Source organism: Candidatus Dormiibacterota bacterium (assembly GCA_036495095.1).
In the GTDB taxonomy this organism is placed as follows: domain Bacteria; phylum Chloroflexota; class Dormibacteria; order Aeolococcales; family Aeolococcaceae; genus CF-96.
Genome location: DASXNK010000135.1, coordinates 1 through 3,257, shown reverse-complemented (window position 1 = coordinate 3,257; position 3,257 = coordinate 1). Strand labels below are relative to the sequence as shown.

The following is a 3,257-nucleotide window of genomic DNA, read 5'->3' as shown; positions in this document are numbered from 1 at the left end:
CCGGGTGATGAAGTACTGCTCGTGCGCCCACTCCTCGACGTTCGTCGCGAGAGCGATCTGCTGGGCCCCCTCGAAGAGCTTGGCGGCGCCGAACTTGGCGCTCGCCTCATTGGGCCCGGCACCGAGGAAGGTGATCATTCGAGCCCCGGTCATGCGCTCGGCGGCGGCGTAGGCCGGACCCTCGCTCAGGCGAAGCGTCTCCTCCGCCAGTTTCGGCAGACGCTGTAGGTCCTTCGCATAGCCGCTCACCGCGTCGGGGCTGGCGCGACCGTCTGCGCCGGCCGCCGCGTTGGCGCCGAGCTCGGCGGCCAGGGTCAGCAAGGTGACGAGCATGGCGGTGTAGGTGCTGGTGCCGGGCGAGAAGCCGAAGGTGGGGATCTCTGCCGACAGGACGCAGTCCGCCACCTTGGCGATGGGGCTGTCTGGGGCGCCAGTCAGGGCGATCACCAGATGCCCGAAGGCACGGGCCTGGTGGGCGGCCTCGATCGTCCTGCCCGTCTTCCCAGAGAAGGAGACGACTATCACCGCCGTCTCGCTCGCGAGGTATCGGACCCCGTACCGGGCGAAGTCGAGGGCGTGTTCCCAGCGGACCTGGAGTCCGGAGTACCGGTTGAGCGCCAGTGCTGCCGCCTGGCAGGCGAAGCTCGAGTCGCCGCACCCCACCAGGACGACATGGCGGATGCGGGATTCCCGCAGCCGTTCGACCGTTGTCACCGCCTGGCCCGCCAGCTCGAGCCGATCGCGGATCACGGCGGGGATCGTCGTGATCTCCCGCTCCATCACGCCGCTGTCGTCTTGCTCGCCTGGCTCCGGGAGCAGCGTGGCGCTTGGCAGCTTTCCCTGCGCGTAGCGGGAGCGCAGGCGCTCGGCGACGCCGGCGCGGCGAAGCAGGCGCAGCGAGCCGCTGGCACCTAGGGCGGCTCCCGCAGTGGCGGCACCCCGCTGTGCGGCGACGACGAGAGATTCACCGACGGCGATCCCGGCGGCAAGGCCCCCGCAGAAGGTGTCGCCGGCGCCGGTGGCATCCAGTACGGCGACGTTGGGGGGCGCGATGCGGACCGGTGGGCCACCGGGCGCACTGACTAGCGCCCCCTTCTCGCCGCACTTCACGACCACCGCCGGCACCCCCTCGGCCTGCAGCTCGCGGCAAGCCCGCTCGGGGTGGTCGTAGCCGAGGATGGCGGCGAGTTCCCCGTGGCTGGGTACGAACACGTCGACGCGCCGAGCGAGGGCGAGGACCTCGTCCCTTCCGGCCGACCAGGCCTCGTGGGTGTCCAGGGTCACGATCGCCCGGCGGCCTTCGGCCCGGAGGTGCCCGACGATACCGGCGGCGGCCTCGAAGGGCATGGCAGCGACGTGGACCACCGGTGGGCGGTCTCGCTTCTGGTCCGTCCACCCCGTTGGGATGTCCTCGGGGCTCGGCGCCACCTCGAGGCGACGCTCCGGCGGCGTCCGGTACACCCAGCTGCGGTGCCCGTCGTGCTCGTAGATGACCCAGTTGCGGACCGTCGGACCTTCGATCGGCCGCAGCCCGCCGGTGTCGAGCCCGGCGTCGCGGAGGCGGTCAAGCGCCGCGACCGGGAAGTCGGCGCCGACCCGTGCGACCACTCCCACCGATAGGTCCCAGATCAGGGCGCCGGTCGCCGCGTAGATGGTGTTGCCGCCGGGCGATGCCATGGTGGTCTCGCCGTTGGGGTGGACGATGTCGTCAATAGTTAGGTTCCCGACCACGATGACGTCGTGCTCCGCGGGCCCCTGCCGACCCGCCCCGGGGCTCATCACGCGCTCGTTCTCCGTCATCCCTTGCGGACCTCGCCTTTGGCCCCCGGTGTCGGGAAATTCAGGATCCGGTCGTCGAAGCGGTGGCTCTCGAAGCTGAAGCGGAATCGCTCCACGCGGTACAGGACCTTCGAGAACTCGACGGCCTCGCCCGCATGGTCGTAGGTGACTGAGTCCACCCGCAGGACCATGGCACCGGTCGCCACCCCCAGGGGCGCAGCCTCTTCGTCAGTGGCGTGAACCACCTCGATGACGCTCTCCGCGCGGACGAGCTCGATGCCGTAGACACTGTCGAACGTCCGGTAGAGGGAGCCGCCGTCCAGCTCACGCTCTTCGATGCCGGGGAAGCGCGCCGGGTCCAGGTAGGCGGACAGCAGCGCCACCGGGCTCGCCTCCAGGCGGGCGAGGCGCTGGATCAGCACGAGCTTGCGGGACCGCCCTCCTAGGGCGGCAGCCTCTGGCCGCCGCGGGACGAGGCCTTTGTAGAGCATCACAAGCTCCAGGCGGTCGCCGTGCTCGGCGTGGCTCCCGGTGAAGCTGGACAAGTTCGAGATCTTCTCCTCGAACTTGGGCTGGCGGACGAAGGTCCCTCGCCCCCGACCCCGGTCGAGGTAGCCCTCGGCGGCGAGATGCATGAGGGCCTGGCGGACCGGCGCGAGGCTGACGCCCCACTGCTCCGCCAGCGCACCCTCCGACGGCAGCCGGCTACCAGGGGCCAGGCGGCCAGCGACGATCTCCTCGCGCACCAGGTCGTGGATCTGGCGGTGCAGCGGCACAAACGAGCCGCGGTGCACCGCAAGGGCGGTCAGCCAGCCGTCGCCGCTGCCGTGCGACCCGATGCCCTGCTCAAGAGGTATCGAAGCCGTCACCTGCTGCATCTCCCCATGTTGCCCCTGGGCGGAAGTCTGGAACAGCAATAATGACAGATCATTATAAGTTTGTAACGGGTGATCGCCGACCTACCGCGTCCGCCGGCAGGCCGGCGGGCCCCCGGACACGGATAGGCCGCCGCTCACGCCCGCGGCCCGGCACGCCCGCGCGGTCGAGATCCGGCAGCAGGTCAGCGGGCTCGCCGGAGCCCTGGCTGACACCGCCACCGCCACGACCGTCACGAAACGCCGCGCGCCAGATGGAGCGCCCCAGACCTCGCGCCTGTTCGAGGAGGCAGGCCTAAGCGCGGCTAACGACGGGTGAACGTGACGTGGGTGACGCCGCTGGGGGAACTCACCGACTCGATGGCGAAGCGCTCCTCCAGGCCCTCCAGTCCGTCCCACAGAGACTCCCCGCGGCCGAGGAGGATCGGCACGAGCGCGATGTGCATGTGGTCGATCAGGCCAGCGGCGAGGAACTGGCGGACGGTGGCCGGGCCGCCGCCGATGCGGACGTCGAGGCCACCCGCGGCCTCCTTGGCCGCCGCGAGCGCCTGCGCCGGGCTGGCGTCGATGAAGTGGAAGGTGGTGCCGCCCTTCATCTCGATC

At 70.7% G+C, this 3,257-nt stretch carries 3 protein-coding genes; all 3 read right to left on the bottom strand.

Annotated elements, in window-relative coordinates:
* Window positions 1-1,800 (bottom strand): PfkB family carbohydrate kinase (locus VGL20_14055; GenBank protein HEY2704804.1); only part of this gene is annotated, 1,800 nt, incomplete at its 3' end.
* Window positions 1,797-2,657, bottom strand: a complete 861-nt coding sequence (locus tag VGL20_14050; GenBank protein ID HEY2704803.1) for a GntR family transcriptional regulator — start codon at window positions 2,655-2,657, stop codon at window positions 1,797-1,799. The genes VGL20_14055 and VGL20_14050, both read right to left, overlap by 4 nt.
* 302 nt (window positions 2,658-2,959) lie before the next feature.
* Window positions 2,960-3,257 (bottom strand): dihydrofolate reductase family protein (locus tag VGL20_14045; protein ID HEY2704802.1); only part of this gene is annotated, 298 nt, incomplete at its 5' end.